This window comes from Paenibacillus ihumii, assembly GCF_001403875.1.
Classification (GTDB): domain Bacteria; phylum Bacillota; class Bacilli; order Paenibacillales; family Paenibacillaceae; genus Fontibacillus; species Fontibacillus ihumii.
Window position 1 is genome coordinate 1,083,145 of sequence record NZ_LN884299.1, and the last position, 17,316, is coordinate 1,100,460.

A 17,316-nucleotide genomic window follows, 5' to 3' on the forward strand; every position below is an offset into this window, starting at 1 on the left:
ATTTTGTTTTAGATAAAAATAAATTATAGATTGAATTTATAGGGGGATCGCATCAACAATTGTAAAATCCCTCTTTAAGAAATAGAAAATTTAGAAAAACACCCTAAAGTATTATGTATTTATGTAAAACTAAAATCGGATTTCCAGGTGAAAACACGTTATTTTTAGCGGAATCATAGTCGAAAAATAATTAATTTCATAAATACATAAAAAGATTTAGATTTATATATTTACAATCTAGCTGCTATATGTTATTTTATAATTGCAAACGGATTCATTCAAGCGTCTTGGAATCATTTTAAGTTTAATTGAAGGTTGAAGTTTGCTCAGGATTAACATTTATATCTCGATATAGTGTTAAATCAATATTCATTAGGAGGGTTTATGGTGGTCAAGAAAAAAAGTTGGTTTGCGCTCGTTTCGCTCATTCTTATCCTCTCAACCGTGCTGGCGGGCTGCGGAGGCAAAGGGAACGGTGAGGCAGAAACCGGCAGCGGTAACGGGAATGCTGGCAAATCCTCAGAGACTAAAGAGCTGACATTCATGTATCGCGGTGGTACGGACGAACAGAAGGCTTATACAGAGGTCGTGAAGAAATTCGAAGAGGATCATCCTGGCGTAAAGGTTAAGATGGTCGTTACGGCAGCGGATCAATATGCCACGAAGCTGAAAGCCGCAATTACGGGCAATAAAGTGCCCGACGTATTCTATTTTGAATCAGGCGATTTAAAAGCCTACGTGAACAGCGGCATTCTGAAGAACCTTACGCCTTACTTGAATTACAGCGAGGACATCAACCTCGATAACATTTGGAAATATGGTGTGGACTTGTACCGCTATGATGGCGATATGACCGGACAGGGCGATATTTATGGCATGCCGAAGGACGTAGGTCCATTCGCGCTGGGCTACAACAAGACGATGTTTGAAAAAGAGGGCATCCCTCTGCCGGACAATGACGTTCCTATGACCTGGGACGAATTCATTGATGTGAATAAAAAGCTGACGAAGGATACGAACGGAGACGGAAAGATCGATCAATATGGAACCGGCTTCAACGTGAACTGGGTATTGCAGTCGCTGGTCTGGAGTAATGGTGCAGACTGGATTGACGAGACAAAAACGAAGGTCACGATTGATGATCCGAAATTTGCGGAAGCGCTGCAATTCTTTGCCGACATGCAAAATGTTCATAAAATTACACCTTCCGCCGAAGATGCGCAAACACTGGATACCTACCAGCGTTGGATGAAGGGCGAGCTGGCCTTCTTCCCGGTAGGCCCTTGGGATATGAGTACTTACGAATCATTGCCGTTCGAATATGATTTAATGCCTTATCCGGCAGGCTCGACAGGCAAGCCGGCCACATGGATCGGATCGCTGGGAATCGGCGTATCCGAGAAAACGAAGTATCCGGAGGAAGCCGTGGCCCTAGTGAGCTATTTAACCGCGTCCAAGGAAGGCATGGAAATGCTGGTGAATGCCAAGGTGCAAATTCCGAACCTGATCGACATGGCTGAAGAGTGGGCTGCAGATACATCAACCAAGCCGGCGAACAAGAAGGAGTTCCTTGATATCGTAGGAGAGTACGGCAGAGTGCTGCCTGGCCACTACACCTATAATGCTGAGTGGTACAACCTGTTCTTTACCGATATTCAGCCTGTGCTGGACGGCAAAATTACGGCTGCGGAATATGTGAAGCAGGAACAGCCAAAAATGCAAAAATTGCTGGATAAAGCGATCGAGCAGGAGCAAAAGTCGAAGAAAAAATAATGAAGCTGCAAGGTTAGAATTGTATTCATCCAGTATGCAAAATGATGTTAGTCACTGAGGTTGCTATACAAAGGGGCTAGCATCATTTTCATTCTGGTATCCGAAATAGAGGTGAACCACATGAAAACGAAATCAAATCTCTATCGAAAAGAAAAGCTGTACGGCTTGCTGTACGTTTCTCCTCCTATTATAGGCTTCCTGCTATTCACCTTGTTTCCTGTGGCCTATTCCTTCTACGGTTCGTTTACGGACTGGGACGGCTTGGGACAGATGAATTTTTTAGGACTGAGCAACTTCAAGGAACTGTTCACGGATGAACTGTTCCATAAAGCCAGCTTCAATACAATATTCATGATGATCGGCATCCCGATCGGTATTCTCCTGGCCCTGCTGCTGGCATTGGGACTGAATCGGGGCATACCAGGAACAACGACGTTCCGGGTTATTTATTATGTTCCGGTCATTTCTTCGCTGGCTGCGATTTCAATTATGTGGAGCTGGGCGTTCAACGGCGACTATGGACTAGTCAACCAATTCCTGGAGATCTTCGGCATCAAAGGGCCTAACTGGCTGATGAACAAGCATACGGTCAAGCCTGCTCTGATTATGATGACGGTGTGGAAGGGCCTGGGCTATACGATGCTCCTGTATTTAGCCGCATTGCAAAGCGTTCCCCGCTCCTACTATGAAGCCGCGGAGCTGGATGGCGCGAACGGCTTCGCAGCCTTCCGTCATATTACCTGGCCGATGGTGAAGCCGGTGACCTTTTTCATCGTTGTAACGAATATTATCGGCGGCTCGCAAATTTTTACGGAAATTAACATTATGACATCTACGGGGGGACCGGAATACTCCTCGGCTTCCGTCGTGTTCTATATCTGGCAAAAGGCCTTCAGTAACCTGCAAATGGGTTATGCCTCCGCCATGGCCGTCGTTCTGGGCATATTCATATTTATTGTGACCCTGATTCAATTCAAAATGAACGAAAAATCATCCTTTGATATTTGAGCATAAGGGAAAGGAGAGAATATGAATATGTCTCATTCGACTAGACTCAAGCTGACGAACACGATTATTTTCATCATCCTGTTGATCGGAGCCGTTTTTATGATAGCCCCGCTCCTGTGGATGATATCTACTTCGATCAAACAGAAAATGGATGTATTTGCTTTGCCGCCGGTATGGATCCCGCAAAATCCGCAATGGGGAAAATACCTGGAAATTTGGGAAGCGGGACCCCTGCTTAGCGGGATCAAGAACAGCATCATTATCGCTGTTTCGGTTACCGTTGTCGGTACGTTTACTTCAAGTCTGGCCGCATTCTCATTTGCTAAGCTCAGATTTCCCGGCAAGAATCAGATTTTTCTCATGCTGCTTTCAGCCATGATGATTCCATATCCTGCGGTGATGATTCCGCAATTTATGATGTTCTCGAAGCTCGGTTGGATCGATACGCTGCTTCCGCTTATTGTTCCCGGCTTATTCGGCAACATCGTCATGATTTTCTTCCTGCGCCAATATTTGATCAGCATCCCGAACGAGGTGATTGAAGCGGCAAAAATCGATGGCAGCTCGTATTTCAGGCTGTTCTCGGTCATTACGTTTCCATTGATCAAGCCGGCGGTAGCCGCCCAGCTCATTTTATGGTTCATGGGCATCTGGAACGATTATTTGGCGCCGATCATTTATTTGAGCTCTCCGGAGAAAATGACGCTGCAGCTTGTCATTGCGAATTTTAACGCTACCTATGCTATACAGACGGACTATCCGCTGATTATGGCGGCTTCCGTTATCGCGCTTCTGCCAGTTTTAATTATATTCCTTGTGTTCCAGAAACAAATTATCGAGTCGGTCGCAATTTCTGGGGTGAAGGGATAAGCGAGGCGGCAGGGTGGTGAATAGCTATGAATTTTTTAAAGAAGGCGGTGCTGTCAGGAATGCCCATATTGATGCTAGTCGGCTTGGTAGGCTGCTCGGGGAAAGGAACGCCTCAGCCGGTATTTCCCGATCCCCCAGGGGAGACGGCCATGTACGATACGTCTGTGCTTCACGACGAACAGAAGTGGACGGTCAACAATGCCCATGACCCCGGCATTATAAAGACCGAAGACGGCTATTATGTATTCTCGACGGACGTTAAGGTTGGCGGAGAACCGAAGCCAGGGGTCATGGTCCGCAAATCCGCGGATCTGATTCACTGGCAGTGGGTGGGCTATGCCCTGCCGGGCATACCGGAGGAAGCTGGTGCATGGTCCAGTGCCGTCAACCTCTGGGCACCCGACGTCGTTAAGCACGGCGATGAATATCGGCTTTATTACTCGGCCTCTACGTTTGGCAGCAGGCAATCCATGATTGCCATGGCGACTTCCCCATCGATCGAAGGGCCGTGGACGGATCAGGGAGCTGTGCTCAAAACGAGAAGTGAAGATGCGCTTAATGCTATCGATCCTAACATTGTTACAGATACTGAAGGCCGGATGTGGATGGTCTACGGTTCATTCTTTGGCGGAATCCACATCATTGAGCTGGATCCGGCTACCGGGAAGCCTCGCGAAGAAGGGTTCGGCACGCGAATAGCCGCACGAGATCCCGTTACCGAGGACGGAGCGGTGGAAGGTCCCTATATCATCTACAACGAGAAGTTCAAGAAATACTATTTGTTCGTGTCTTATGATTCTTTATTTGAAGATTACAACGTGCGCGTAGCCCGTTCGGATTCCATTACGGGTCCTTATGTGGATTACAACGGCCGGGAAATGACGGATACGGAATTTCAGCCTCAGTACGAAATTGGCAATAAAGTGCTGGGCGGTTACAAATTCGGCGAGGATGAAGGCTGGGTCGCACCGGGCCACAACTCGGTGCTCAAGGATGGCGATGATTATTATATCGTGCACCATGCGCGCGGAGAGGTGGATAAGCACTGGTCATACCTCCATATCCGCAAAATTCTATGGACGGAGGACGGATGGCCGGTCGTTTCACCGGAGAGATATGCCGGGGAGAAGGAGCAGGATATACCCGAGGCGATGGTTGCCGGGGAATGGCAGCGAATTGAAATCGACCCGCTTGTGGATGGAATGATAGAGTCCGATCCGCTTATCCTTCATTCAGATGGGAAGCTCGAAGGCAGGCGTGGAAAGGGAGCTTGGACATTCGACGGGCGGAGGACGCTAAATTTGACCTGGGAGGAGGTTCCGGAGGGCGAGGGACGTAAGGCGAGCGTTCAGCTGCTTCCTTCATGGGATTGGGAGAAGGGGGTTCAGACCCTTGTGTTTACCGGATTGGATGAACGTGGAATTTCGATCTGGGGCAAGCGAGAGGCTCCAGGAGAGAGCTGAGCCTGCCCCAGGCTTAACAATATGACTCAAAAGGAGAAACCAGAATGACGACTAACCAAGAATTTATCAATCCAATTGTAGAGCAGAGAGCAGATCCCTGGGTTTATCGGCATAGCGATGGATACTATTACTTTACGGCTTCCGTTCCGGAATACGATCGTATTGAAGTTCGCAGATCCTCGACCATTCAAGGACTTGGAGAGGCTGAGCCTATAGTGGCCTGGCGCAAATATGATACAGGCCCGCTGAGCGCCAACATTTGGGCTCCGGAAATTCATTATATTCAGGGAAAATGGTATATCTATTTCGCTGCTGCGCGAACGACCGAGACGAAGGACGGTTTGTTCGATCACCGGATGTACGTTCTGGAGAACAGCTCTGCCAATCCGCTGGAGGGGACTTGGGTGGAGAAAGGGCAGGTTCGTACCCGCTGGGAATCCTTCGCCCTGGACGCCACCGTGTTCGAGCATCGCGGTGACCTGTACTACGTTTGGGCTCAGAAGGACCCGGAAATCGAGGGCAACTCGAATATGTACATTTCCAAGATGAGCAATCCATGGACGCTCACGGGAGAGCAGGTAATGATCTCGACCCCGGAATATGACTGGGAGATCATCGGCTTCAAGGTGAATGAAGGAGCTGCGATCCTGAAGCGTAACGGGAAAATCTTCATGACCTACTCAGCGAGCGCCACGGATCACAATTATTGCATGGGACTGCTGTATGCTGACGAAGATGCGGATCTTCTCGATCCGAAATCCTGGTCCAAATCGCCGGTTCCCGTCTTTCAAACGAATGAGCAGAACGGGCAGTATGGTCCGGGTCATAACAGCTTTACCGTAACGGAGGACGGCCGGGATGTCCTCATTTATCATGCCCGCAACTATAAGGAGATTACAGGGGATCCTCTGTATGACCCTAACCGGCATACGCGCGCCCAAATTTTTCATTGGAACGAGGACGGGACACCGTGCTTCGGGGAGCCCGTGCCGGACGCGCAGAAGACGCGCTAACAGACGATTGCTGCTGTGAAAGATGGATGGACTGCTGATTGGCTTAGATAATGATCAATGATCTGGAGGGCATCATTTTGAAGAATAATGTGATCGTCAATGCGGACATTCGCAAAGGGAAAATCAATAAGAACATCTACGGCCATTTTTCGGAGCATCTTGGCCGCTGCATTTACGAAGGCATTTGGGTCGGGGAGGATTCCCCAATCCCGAATACGAAGGGGATTCGGAATGATGTGCTTCAGGCGCTGAAGCATATCAAGGTTCCGGTACTGCGCTGGCCGGGGGGCTGCTTTGCCGACGAATATCACTGGAAGGACGGCGTAGGTCCCAGGGAAAACCGCAAGCGCATGGTTAATACCCATTGGGGCGGCGTAGTCGAGAATAATCATTTTGGAACCCACGAATTCATGCTGCTCTGCGAGCTGCTGGAATGCGAGCCGTATATTTGCGGCAACGTGGGCAGCGGAACGGTTCAGGAGATGTCGGAATGGGTCGAATATATGACCTTTGACGGCGAATCCCCCATGGCGAACTGGAGACGAGAGAATGGCCGGGAAGAGCCGTGGAAGCTGAAATATTTTGGAGTGGGGAACGAGAATTGGGGCTGCGGCGGAAATATGCGTCCAGAGTATTATGCTGATTTGTACCGCCGCTATCAGACTTATGTGCGTAATTACGGGGACAACAAAATTTATAAAATCGCCGGCGGGGCGAATGTGGACGATTATAACTGGACGGAAGTGTTAATGAAGAACGCGGGCTGGCTTATGGACGGCTTAAGTCTGCACTATTACACGATTCCGGGGGATTTCTGGCTGGGTAAAGGATCGGCGCTTGACTTCCCGGAGGATGAATGGTTTATCACGATGAAGAAAGCTCTTCATATGGATGAATTAATCACCAAGCACAGCACGATCATGGATAAATACGATCCGGATAAACGCGTAGGCATGATTATCGACGAATGGGGCACGTGGTTCGATGTGGAGCCGGGAACGAACCCGGGCTTCCTGTATCAGCAGAACACGATCCGGGATGCGCTGGTAGCGGGCTTGCATTTCAACATTTTCCACAACCACTGCGACCGCGTGCAAATGACGAACATTGCTCAGACTGTCAACGTGCTGCAGGCAATGATTCTGACGGAAGGCGAGAAAATGATCCTGACGCCGACCTATCATGTGTTCGACATGTACAAAGTCCATCAGGACGCCGAGCTGCTGGCCGTTGACTCCACCTTCGGCGAGTACGAATACAATGGCGAGAAGCTGCCTCAGGTGACGGTATCCGCTTCAAGGGATGCTGCGGGCAAAATCCATATCAGCCTGTGCAATATCGATCACCAGCAGGAGGCTGTGCTCGACTTGGAGCTGCGCGGCATCGATGCTGCTGGTGCGAAGGTATCCGGAACGATCCTCACGGCTGACAAGATGAATGCCCACAATACCTTTGAACAGCCGGATGCCGTCAAGCCGTCTGAATTCACCGGGGCTGCCGTGCAGGGCGGCAAGCTGGCGGTCAAGCTGCCGGCCATGTCCGTCGTCACGATTGCCGTAGAGTAAGGTTCATACAAGAACAAGGACCGACAGCGAGATGGAGCACTCATCAATCCAGTACGCTGTCGGTTCTTTTATTTACAGGAATCCATAGAGGGGGAAATGAATGTGAAGCGAGGATGGAAAAAGCTGCTGGCCGTAGTATTGACTTTGACCATGCTGATGCCTGCCGCGGCTTTTGCCGAGCATGGCGGTCCTGCCGGTTCGGGTAGCGGCGGAAGCAGCATAGGCGGCGTCAGTGACGAAAGTGGCATAAGCAGCAAAAATGCTGTAGATGCCGTAAGGGACGTAAGTGACGTAAGCGATGCAAATGCCGTAACTGATGTAAGTGGCGTAAGCGACATAACCGACATAACCGACATAAGCAACATAAGCAACATAAGCGGCATAACCGATATAATCGACGTGACCGATATAAAGGGCCACTGGGCGGAGAAGCCGTTTGCCGATTGGGTTCAGAAAGGGCTGATTCACGGTTATGGCGATGGGTCGTTTAAGCCGAATCAGGCGATAACGAGAGCTGAATTTGTGACCTTGGTCAATAAGGTATTTAATTTCTCAGCAATGAACGAAATTCCTTTTAAGGATATTCATGCAGAGGATGCTTATTATTCAGAAATTAAGAAAGCGATTACAGCTGGTTATTTGAGCGGGTATGAGGACGGAACTGTACGTCCTGGCGCAGTGATTACGCGGCAGGAAGCGGCCGTCGTACTGGCGAAGGTGTTTGCACTGCAGCCCTCTGCTTCATCCGGCGCGGCGCGGCAGCTTCAGGATGTAGAGAAGCTTCCTTCCTGGAGTGCCCCGGCGGTAGCTGCGCTGCTGGAAGGCGGCTATGCGAGCGGATATCCCGATCATACTTTTAGAGGCGGCAATCCCGTAACGAGAGCCGAGGCGCTTGTTCTGCTCGGCAAGCTGTCCGGCGAGGTGTTCAATCAGGAAGGCGCGCATACGGGCGGCTTGTACCGGAATGCGGTCATCAATCGCAGCGGCATTATCCTGAAGGATGCAGCGATTCAAGGCAATCTGTATTTGACAGAAGGGATTGCTGAGGGAGATGTGACGCTCGACAACGTCAAGGTACAGGGCAAGGTGTACGTGAACGGGGGCGGGGAGAACAAAGTCATCTTAGCCGACTCTGAACTTCGTGAAATCATTGTAAATCAGCGGAACGGGAAAATCAGACTGCTGGCCAAAGGCCGTACAAATATCCAGCAGACTATTGTCCTGTCTGGCGCCGAATTGGAGGAAGAGGCGCTGACGGACAGGGCTGAAGGTTTCATACAAGTGATATTGGATAAGGCATTGCCGAAGCAGTCGAAGGTGCAGCTATCAGGAGAATTCGCTGAGGTCGAGGTTCGTTCCTTCTCGAATCCAGAGCTTAGCTTGCTGCAGGGCTTGATTAAGAAGCTCGTTCTTCGTCAGCAGGCTGTGCTGATCGTTCATGAAGGCAGTGTAATCGAAGAGGCCGTTATTCAAGTAGACAAGACGATTCCGGTTAGAGGCAAGGGAATCATTCATTCAAACGATAAGAGACTCGCCCGTGAAGGCGAGGGAGATTCGGTCCCTGGCAATGGAAGCGCAAATACGCCCGGAGGTTCTAGTTCAAGCTCGCCATCAACTTCCGGTCCATCGCCAAGCCCGAATCCGGCGCCAAACCCGGGTCCGGCGCCAAATCCGCAGCCGGGGGCAAAGCCGGCATTTACCGAGGTGTCCGTACATGATCCGTCCATTATCAAGGATGGCGGCACATATTACGTATTCGGCTCTCATATCGAGGCGGCCAAGTCGGCCGATCTGATGAACTGGACCCGGTTCACGAATGGGTACGAGACGCCGGGGAATGTGATTTTCGGTGATTTGTCTGCCAATTTGGCGGGTTCGTTTGCCTGGGCTGGTGAGAATGACTCCGACAGTAAAGGCGGCTTCTCCGTCTGGGCGCCGGACGTCTTCTGGAACGAGCATTACGTGAACGAGGACGGCACTACGGGCGCTTATATGATGTATTACAGCGCATCCTCCACCTATATCCGGTCGGCGATCGGTTATGCGGTATCCAAAAACATCGAAGGTCCTTATCAATATGTGGATACGATCGTATATTCGGGATTTACGAGAAACGACGCCTACGATGCCGATAGCCAGATCAATAAGAAATGGACGAATACGAATATTCAGGCATTGATCGACGACGGTACATTGACCGGAAGCAATCCGAATTGGTTCAACAGCAACGGCTCCTATAACAACAGCATGTATCCGAACGCTATTGATGCGACATTGTTTACGGATAGCAGCGGAAGGCTGTGGATGACCTATGGCTCCTGGTCCGGCGGAATTTTCGTCCTTGAGCTCGATCCGCAGACAGGCCGGGCAATATATCCGGGTCAGGATGGTCTTACGATGGACGGCCGAATTATCGATCGTTATTTCGGTACCAAAATCGCTGGCGGATATACGAAATCTGGGGAAGGACCGTACATTATTTATGACAAGAATACAGGTTATTACTTCTTAAATGTGACTTATGGATGGCTTGGGGCGGACGGCGGCTATAACATGAGGTTGTTCCGGGCGACGGAGCCCGACGGCCCATATGTAGATGCGGCGGGGAACAATGCTGTTCTGCCGGGCAATACCGATAACTCGCCGTTCGGCATCAAAATGATCGGCAACTTCCTGTTTGAGCGGCAGGTCGGAGAGCCGGGGACGGGGATCGGATACGGCTATGCGTCGCCTGGACATAACTCCGTGTACTACGAGGAGGAGTCGGGGAAATATTTTCTGCTGTTCCATACGCGTTTTCCGCAAAGGGGCGAGGCACATGAGCTTCGCGTCCATCAAATGTTCTTGAATAAAGACGGCTGGTTCGTGGTCGCGCCGGAGCGTTATGCCGGGGAGACGATTCAAGCGGTGAATGCTGGAGACATTGCCGGCGATTATAAATTTGTAAACCATGGGCTTGCTTATTCCGGCAATATCACGCCTGCGGTGAACATCCGTCTGAACGAGGACAAGACGATTACAGGCGATGCCACTGGAACATGGGATTTGCAGGGTGACTATTTAGCGGCCATTACGATAGACGGAGTAACCTATGACGGAGTATTCGTCCGCCAGTGGGATACGGCGCTCGAGCGGGAGACGATGACATTTACCGCGATCTCCTCCGTTGGAGAGACGGTTTGGGGCATCCGGCAGCCGGACAGAACGGACGAACAGATCGTGGGTGATGTGAAGAATGCTCTGGAGCTTGGCGATACGAGCCGGGTCATGACCCATTTAACACTGCCAACGGCAGGTGCCCGCGGTACGGTCATTTCCTGGCAAACCTCCGATGAAACGGTCATTACCGACAAGGGTATTATATCACCGCCGGAAGTTGGCGAAGCGAATTTGACGGCCACGCTTACGGCGACCATTGCGAAAGGAACGGCTACTGCAACGAAAACATTCGAGATCGTGGTTGTACCGATCGACCCTGCTTACGGTCTGGCGGCACAGTATTCCTTTGAAGGGGATTTGCGCGACTCCAGCGGCAATTTTGGCGCAGGTACGGTCACTGGCAACCGGGTCGACAACACTGGCGGCACAATAACCTATGATGAAGGGGTAAAAGGCAAAGCTGCGGTATTCGACGGCAATTCCGGGATTAAACTGCCGGATGGACTGATTGCCAGCGACCGATATTCTGTCGCCATGTGGCTGAATGTGGAGCAGCACACGCAATTTGCGACGAGCTTCTTCGGCGCAAAGGCGAATAACAGCTGGATCAGCCTGGTGCCGCAATCCTGGGATAACAACACGATGCTATGGTCGGGCGAGTCTTGGTACGATGCGACGACCGGCTCCAGAATCCGCGCCAATGAATGGCATCATGTGGCCTTTACGGTTGATCGCGGAACGGTAAAAGTTTTTGTCGATGGCGTGCAGAAGTTTTCAGGCACCGGCTTCCCGAATGTGTTTACGGATGAACACGGCACCTTCGGCCTGGGCGTGAACTGGTGGGATACGCCGTTCAAGGGAATGATGGATGAGGTACGGATTTATGACGTGCCGATTACCGCCGAGCTGGTGGCTAAGCTATCGCAGGAATACGCGACTGATCCGGGCGAGAGCGCTGCCGAATTAGCAGCCAAATTTTCCTTTGAGGATCATCTGCTTGATACGGCGGGCAGCTTTGGAGCAGGGACGGCCATTGGGGACATGATCGGTTCACCGTCCGGCGGAACGATTTCCTATGAGCCTGGCGTAACCGGCAAAGCGGCCGTATTCGACGGCGCGTCAGGCGTCCTGCTGCCGAAGGGACTGATTTCCGGCGATAGCTACTCGGTGACGATGTGGGTGTATGGGGAGGAGCTTGCACCTTATACGCCAGCCTTTTTTGGAGCGCAGACCGGAGACAGCTGGATCAGTTTTCAGCCGAAGGGCCATGACGGCGTAGGGAACAGTGCCATGTTATGGTCGGGAACGAACTGGTATGATGCTGGAACCGGTGTAAATACAGTTCCGAGAGAATGGACGCATTTTGCCTTCACCGTCAACAAGGGCCATGTCACCGTGTACGTGAACGGAGAAGCGAAATTTACGGGTACCGGCTTCCCGGATGTGTTCCTGGATGACCAAGGCACCTTCAGCCTGGGCGTGAACTGGTGGGATACACCGTTCAAGGGCATGATCGACGAGCTGCATATCTACAAAGGAGCGATTACGGCGGATGAAGTAGCGGCGCTTGCTTCTAAATAGATTCATAACACAACTAGGCTGACCATAAGCAGATAAGCTCTGCGATGGATCAGCCTGTATTTTTATAGATGGAAATGCCGTTTTATTCGTCTATTAACGACAATTAGAGGTTTCCAGCAACCCGCATACATTATTGATTTTCCTGTTATAAAGGCAAGGTAACGATCGTATGCGTGCCTTGGGAGTCAATGTAAATTTGGACGCCATGCTCAGGGCTGGTTTTTAGCTGAATGCGTTCATTGACATTCCGTAAGCCATACCCATAAAGCCGCTCATCAAACAAGCTTTCTCCAAACTTCTTATACAACTCCTTGCCGTTATCCTCGATAATGATCTGGTAGTTCATACCAGTCACCCGGCTTCTTATCGTAATTTTACCATTCATGTCCCGCAGTGTATCGACGCCATATTCAATGGCATTTTCAACAAGCGGCTGAAAAATAAAGTTAGGTACCTGCTTATGCAGCAGTTCTGGACATATCTCATAATTGACCTCAAAGGAGTGTTCCCGCGCAATTTGCTGTAAGGCGATATAGGATTTAATGTTATCCAGCTCTGTCTTTAAAGAGCTGATATCCTTTCCCTGGTTTAATGCTGTCCGGTAAAAGGTGGCCAAATTATTGATCATTTGCGATATTTTATGCTGATGGTTTTCCAATGCGATCCAATTGATCGTCGATAGAATGTTATATAAGAAATGCGGGTTAATTTTTTCCTGCAAGAGCCGTAACTCTAGTTCTTTCTGCTTTATTTCATATTGATAACGTTCTTTAATGAGATGGTTGATCTGCGTGGTCATGGATTGAAATGAGGAAGCTAAGCTACCGATTTCATCCTGGTATGAAGTATCGATATCTATGTTCAGGTTACCCTCGCGAACCTCCTGCATCTGATGGGTCAGAATAAAAATTCTTTTGACAATGGAACGGGACAGATAGTGGATCATTAAACCGACCAATACCAAACAAGCGAGAATGACTGTAAGATTCAAAAGCAACTGCAGATTCGAGAAAGAAGATATCGTTTGCCTTGGGAAATCATAGGTGATGCTCCAATTGACAGGTGCCAGAGTCTTAGTGATTGTATAACCATATTTGTTGTTGTTCTCCGGGTTATATTCGTAGATCACCTTCCGATTCTCGTTTTGTGAAATCGTAATGTTGGCAGGAAAGGTTACGAAAGAGTTGAAACTCTGCGAGAATAAATCCTGCTTGATTCGAACCCGGGCGATGCCTAAAAATTTGCCGGTAATGGAGTTGCGGATCGATTTGCCCACATACAGCTTCTCGTCCTCTGACCACCAGAAAAAAGCATTGGAAGACGAGACCTGCCTGTACCAATCCGTTTCTTCCACAGAACTAGAGGGCTTGAGTAAATCCGTTAATACGAAAAAATGCTGGGTCGAGTATACTTCTAATTTGTCTATATAATAATTGGACAATAAAACATTATATAAAAAAGGGCCGATATAGCTGTCCGCAATCCGGGCCGTTTCCAGAGACGATAAGCCTTCCGGCGGAGATAAAAACTCCTGAAAGCTGTAATTGTTTACCGCCAACGATAATGAAGCCTCCGATTGATTCAGCTTGCTCTCAATATCTTTAGTTATCCTTTCCACGGCATTATTTGTTTCCTGCTTCATTTGTTTATGAAGAAAGGATAGGGAGGAACTATAGGAATAGCCGCCAAGAAGCACAAGCGGAATCATAAATACAACGATATAGGATAGCTTCAATTTATTAGTAAAGGATAAGGACTTCCATATCGCTCGCAGTTTCTCCATGATTATGCCCTCTCCCTGTACTGCGCAGGACTAATATTTTCTTTATTTCTGAATATTGAAATAAAATAGGAGGAGTTCGGAAAGCCGACCTGCTCGCCTATTTCCGCCACCTTTAGTTTTGTTGTTTTTAACAAATATTTGGCCTGCTCAATGCGATAATCGGCTATGAATTTCGTAATGTTTTGCCCCGTTTCCTTTTTAAAAAGAGTGCTAAGATAGGCTGGGGTTACTTGTACTTGATCCGCCAAAAATGAGAGTCCCATCTCATTCCGGTTATAACCTTGCGTGATCAGATCTCTGACAGTCCTGATAATTCGACTTTGCATGAGGCTGTTCTGTTGTTTGGCTTCAATCTTTTTAAGGATGTTTTTGATGACATGCATCGTGTCCTTTAGGTTCTCTGTTGCATAAATACTGTTGACCAAATCAGCGGGCTTTATGTTCAAGCTAGTGTTCTGACTGATTTTTTTAATCATTTCCGTCAGGATATACTTCACAAAAATTTGGCTGTAGGAGCGGTTGTTGTTAATTTGTGCTTGCATTCTATCAAGCTCGGTATAGGCCTCTGAGAAATTGTTAACGTTTACGCAAGTCGTTATTTTTTCGATTGAAATTTGCATGACATCATGGCTGGACATAATCTGTTCATCCTGCTGCACATAAACAATCGTGCTGGTGGAAACGAAGTAGAAATATTCCGCATATTTGCTCATGATCTCGTACTCGGCCTTTAAATCTTTTAAGTGCTCCAGTTCTCTGCCAACAATGATAAAAGCAGTTGATTGCAACTGCTGTTGGATCGTCTGAAGCAGCATATCGCCAAATTCGCTGGCGTGACGCTGATCATTGTTTTGCTCCAGAAAGAGGCAGATTAAGAAGGTATTTGGATCCAGCAAGGAATATACAAACTCAAATTGACGGGATGCTTTGCTTTTAACACCTTCAATGACTTCGATCAAATCACTAGCTTCACCGCACACGCTGATTGGAATAAAGTGATGCGTACGGAAAGAGGCGACCAGTTCATAAATTTTATCGAGTGCTTTGGAATGACTGATTGCTGAGTTTAATAATAAATAGATTTGCTTTTCCAGGGTGTAATATTTGGAGTTCTCCACAATCCTTCGAATCTCGAGCTCCTCGGATTCTTTTTCTTGTTTCTCGCGGCACCAGTTGATTGCTTCCGTCATCACCTCATAGAAGTCATCCATATTGATCGGCTTCAGCAAATACTTGCTGACACCAAGAGAAATGGCGCTTTGCGCATATTCGAAATCAGCATAGGCGCTATATAAAATTAAAAAGATTTCCCCTCTGCGATCCTTCAGTTTTTGGATCAGGCTGATCCCGTCCATAAAGGGCATCTTAATGTCCGTGAGTAAGATATCGATCTTGTGATCTGCCATGCGTGATAAAGCATCCTCACCATTGTTTGCCTTTATAACGCGCAAATCGAAATGGCTTTTGGCAATCAGTGTTTCAATGCCGTCACGTTCTTTTTTTTCGTCATCGACAATCAATATGTTGAACATTTTGCTACCTCCTCTTGCTGAACACGGTGATTAATTGGCTCATGAATGACGATTTAAGCTTATTGTATCGTCTTTATTTGGATTCCACCAAGCATAAAGTGCCGGATAATAAAAAATCGATATGAATATAAAATAATTAGCATTTAAGGGTTCGTCTCTGTTTCTTATAATAAAATCAAGCTAACTTGCAAGGGCTTACAATACTGCAGCGAATACGGTCGGGGGGATTTCCATGAGAAAAAGAAGGATCTTCATATTATCGGTACTGCTCGTCGCATTCATCATCGGCGGATGCTCTAATAGTTCAAACGGTTCCAACGACGACACAAAACTGGGCAATAAAACGAATAAAACTATTTCCATGATCGGCTGGTATGAAGAGAACATTATGGAGGACACGATTCAAAAAATCAATGAAAGTCTGGAGGGTGGCTATACGCTGGAGTATACCTTCGTCAACTTGAAGCAATTTAACAATGTTCTGAGTACGCAATTAGCTGCCGGTGAAGGGCCCGATATCGTCATGGACGGCGCATCCTTTCCTGCCCGCATCAAAGCGAATTATTTACTCGAAATTACGAATGAGGATTTCGTAACAAACTTCAATGAAGCCGGATTGGAACTATCGTCAGCCAATGGCAAGGTCTATGGTATTCCTTCTTATGGCTGGTACTCCGGCGTTTGGTACAACAAAGAGATTTTCGAAACCTATAATTTGACTCCTCCAGAAACGTTTGCGGAGCTGCTGGAAGTTTGCCAAACGTTAACCGATCATGGGGTTCAGCCGCTAGGCTTCGGTCTATCGGATAGCGATACGGCATGGCATTCGCTTGTGGGCTATCTGGAAAATGCTTTTTACAACGGCGGCACTCAAACTACGGAATTCGATACGAAATTTGCGGAGGGGGAAGTTACTTTATCCGGCAATCTGGATCCATACGTCAATGAATGGGCGCAGATCATTAAGAAAGGCTTTATCGATGAGAAAATGCTAGGGATTTCTGGCGAGCAAATCTTACCGGACTTCTTGGCGGGGAAGATCGCCATGTTCAACGGCGGTCCTTGGCATTATGAGCAATTAAAGGGCGGGGATATTGAATTCGGCATGTTCTCCCATTTAGGAAATGATAAAGATGAGAAGTGGCTCGTCGGTGGCCCGGCGGCGAACTTCGGGATTAACAAGAACAGCAAAGACCCAGAAGGGGCTAAAAAAGTTCTGGCATTGTTAGCTTCGGAAGAAGTGCAGAAAACTATCGTTGAAAGCAATGTGGGCGGCTTTAGCTATTTTAAAGGCATTGATACTGAAATTCCTGAGGAATACAACGACATTAAGGATGTGTTGGCTGCTGGAAGAGTAGGGGTTCTATGGGATCGCTGGGGCACGAATATGCCGGGCCAGACGATGATTGATGAAGGAATCAAGCAACTGCAGGGCATGGTCGCTGGAATGACGACTACCGAGCAGTTCTTAAAAGCAATGGATGACAAAGCGAATTCAATCAGATACCAAGATTAATGCTTTGGGGGACTATTTTATTCATAAAGAGTCCCTTTTCTAATCCAGAGAGG

The 17,316-nt window shown here is 48.4% G+C and carries 11 protein-coding genes; 8 read left to right on the forward strand and 3 right to left on the reverse strand.

The window, feature by feature from the left end:
* Window positions 1-384: 384 nt before the first annotated feature.
* From BN2762_RS12475 to BN2762_RS12500, 6 genes are all read left to right on the forward strand, one after another.
* Window positions 385-1,773: an ABC transporter substrate-binding protein gene (locus tag BN2762_RS12475; protein ID WP_055107300.1), complete on the forward strand. Its 1,389-nt coding sequence runs from the start codon at window positions 385-387 to the stop codon at window positions 1,771-1,773.
* A gap of 120 nt (window positions 1,774-1,893) precedes the next feature.
* The gene (locus BN2762_RS12480) at window positions 1,894-2,781 is read left to right on the forward strand and encodes a carbohydrate ABC transporter permease (protein WP_055107301.1); all 888 of its coding nucleotides are present in this window, start codon (window positions 1,894-1,896) and stop codon (window positions 2,779-2,781) included.
* Window positions 2,782-2,808: 27 nt separating this feature from the next.
* Entirely contained in the window at window positions 2,809-3,651 is an 843-nt protein-coding gene (locus tag BN2762_RS12485; RefSeq protein WP_055107302.1) for a carbohydrate ABC transporter permease, read from the forward strand.
* A 59-nt stretch (window positions 3,652-3,710) separates the two neighbouring features.
* The gene (locus BN2762_RS12490; RefSeq protein ID WP_055109981.1) at window positions 3,711-5,114 is read left to right on the forward strand and encodes an arabinan endo-1,5-alpha-L-arabinosidase; all 1,404 of its coding nucleotides are present in this window, start codon (window positions 3,711-3,713) and stop codon (window positions 5,112-5,114) included.
* A 44-nt stretch (window positions 5,115-5,158) separates the two neighbouring features.
* A complete protein-coding gene (locus BN2762_RS12495) occupies window positions 5,159-6,127 on the forward strand; it encodes a glycoside hydrolase family 43 protein (RefSeq protein WP_055107303.1) in 969 nt (322 codons plus the stop codon).
* A gap of 50 nt (window positions 6,128-6,177) precedes the next feature.
* Window positions 6,178-7,692, forward strand: a complete 1,515-nt coding sequence (locus tag BN2762_RS12500; protein ID WP_392391575.1) for an alpha-N-arabinofuranosidase — start codon at window positions 6,178-6,180, stop codon at window positions 7,690-7,692.
* A gap of 72 nt (window positions 7,693-7,764) precedes the next feature.
* On the opposite strand, the gene BN2762_RS27735 is transcribed toward BN2762_RS12500, so the two are convergent.
* Window positions 7,765-8,112: a hypothetical protein gene (locus tag BN2762_RS27735; RefSeq protein ID WP_222861075.1), complete on the reverse strand. Its 348-nt coding sequence runs from the start codon at window positions 8,110-8,112 to the stop codon at window positions 7,765-7,767.
* Here BN2762_RS27735 and BN2762_RS26095 point away from each other — a divergent pair.
* Window positions 8,092-12,432 carry a LamG-like jellyroll fold domain-containing protein gene (locus BN2762_RS26095; RefSeq protein ID WP_222861076.1) on the forward strand — a complete coding sequence of 1,447 codons (4,341 nt, stop codon included), beginning with the start codon at window positions 8,092-8,094 and terminating at the stop codon, window positions 12,430-12,432. The genes BN2762_RS27735 and BN2762_RS26095 overlap by 21 nt on opposite strands.
* 145 nt (window positions 12,433-12,577) lie before the next feature.
* Here BN2762_RS26095 and BN2762_RS12510 read toward each other — a convergent pair whose 3' ends face one another.
* Complete coding sequence (locus tag BN2762_RS12510; protein ID WP_055107304.1) at window positions 12,578-14,215, reverse strand: sensor histidine kinase; 1,638 nt, start codon at window positions 14,213-14,215, stop codon at window positions 12,578-12,580.
* A gap of 2 nt (window positions 14,216-14,217) precedes the next feature.
* Window positions 14,218-15,747 carry a response regulator transcription factor gene (locus BN2762_RS12515; protein WP_055107305.1) on the reverse strand — a complete coding sequence of 510 codons (1,530 nt, stop codon included), beginning with the start codon at window positions 15,745-15,747 and terminating at the stop codon, window positions 14,218-14,220.
* A gap of 232 nt (window positions 15,748-15,979) precedes the next feature.
* On the opposite strand from BN2762_RS12515, the gene BN2762_RS12520 reads away from it, so the two are divergent.
* Window positions 15,980-17,263 carry an ABC transporter substrate-binding protein gene (locus tag BN2762_RS12520; RefSeq protein WP_055107306.1) on the forward strand — a complete coding sequence of 428 codons (1,284 nt, stop codon included), beginning with the start codon at window positions 15,980-15,982 and terminating at the stop codon, window positions 17,261-17,263.
* The last annotated feature ends 53 nt before the right edge of the window (window positions 17,264-17,316 follow it).

Bases quoted from the DNA above. Each gene is read 5' to 3' on its own strand.
- BN2762_RS12515 (WP_055107305.1), bottom strand. From the start codon at position 15,747: ATGTTCAACATATTGATTGTCGATGACGAAAAAAAAGAACGTGACGGC.
- BN2762_RS12475 (WP_055107300.1), top strand. From the start codon at position 385: ATGGTGGTCAAGAAAAAAAGTTGGTTTGCGCTCGTTTCGCTCATTCTT.
- BN2762_RS12520 (WP_055107306.1), top strand. From the start codon at position 15,980: ATGAGAAAAAGAAGGATCTTCATATTATCGGTACTGCTCGTCGCATTC.
- BN2762_RS12485 (WP_055107302.1), top strand. From the start codon at position 2,809: ATGTCTCATTCGACTAGACTCAAGCTGACGAACACGATTATTTTCATC.
- BN2762_RS12495 (WP_055107303.1), top strand. From the start codon at position 5,159: ATGACGACTAACCAAGAATTTATCAATCCAATTGTAGAGCAGAGAGCA.
- BN2762_RS12500 (WP_392391575.1), top strand. From the start codon at position 6,178: ATGATCAATGATCTGGAGGGCATCATTTTGAAGAATAATGTGATCGTC.
- BN2762_RS12480 (WP_055107301.1), top strand. From the start codon at position 1,894: ATGAAAACGAAATCAAATCTCTATCGAAAAGAAAAGCTGTACGGCTTG.
- BN2762_RS12510 (WP_055107304.1), bottom strand. From the start codon at position 14,215: ATGGAGAAACTGCGAGCGATATGGAAGTCCTTATCCTTTACTAATAAA.
- BN2762_RS12490 (WP_055109981.1), top strand. From the start codon at position 3,711: ATGCCCATATTGATGCTAGTCGGCTTGGTAGGCTGCTCGGGGAAAGGA.